We start from the raw sequence: 356 nt of genomic DNA, 5'->3' as shown, positions 1-356 counted from the left end.
GCCTAAATACATAGGTAAAACTGTGCAGATAAAAATCAATGAAAATTATCTGTATATATATTATAACACAGAATTGATAACAGTACATAAAATAACAGGTAAAAAAATAAATTATAAATTAGAACATTATACAACATTAATGTCAAAACATATAAAAGATACAAAAGAATTAAATGAAATGTGTTCTAATAACCTAAAAAAATTAGACAATTTTTTGTAGGAGGAGAATATGAATAATTATATAAAACTACAAAATAATCTTACAGAATTAAATTTGCTAAATATAAAAACCAATCTAGATAAATATTTAAATTTAATAAATACAGGAGAAAAAAGTGTAATAGATGCATTATACA

General features: G+C 19.9%; 1 pseudogene. It reads left to right on the top strand.

Going from position 1 to position 356, the window contains the following annotated elements:
• Positions 1-220: pseudogene (locus ACYQ44_RS10460) on the top strand (IS21 family transposase); the annotation flags it as partial.
• Positions 221-356: the final 136 nt, after the last annotated feature.

It is taken from the genome of Marinitoga arctica (assembly GCF_054657315.1).
The sequence above is the reverse complement of the archived record's forward strand: the minus strand, read 5'-3'. Positions and strand labels throughout refer to the sequence as shown.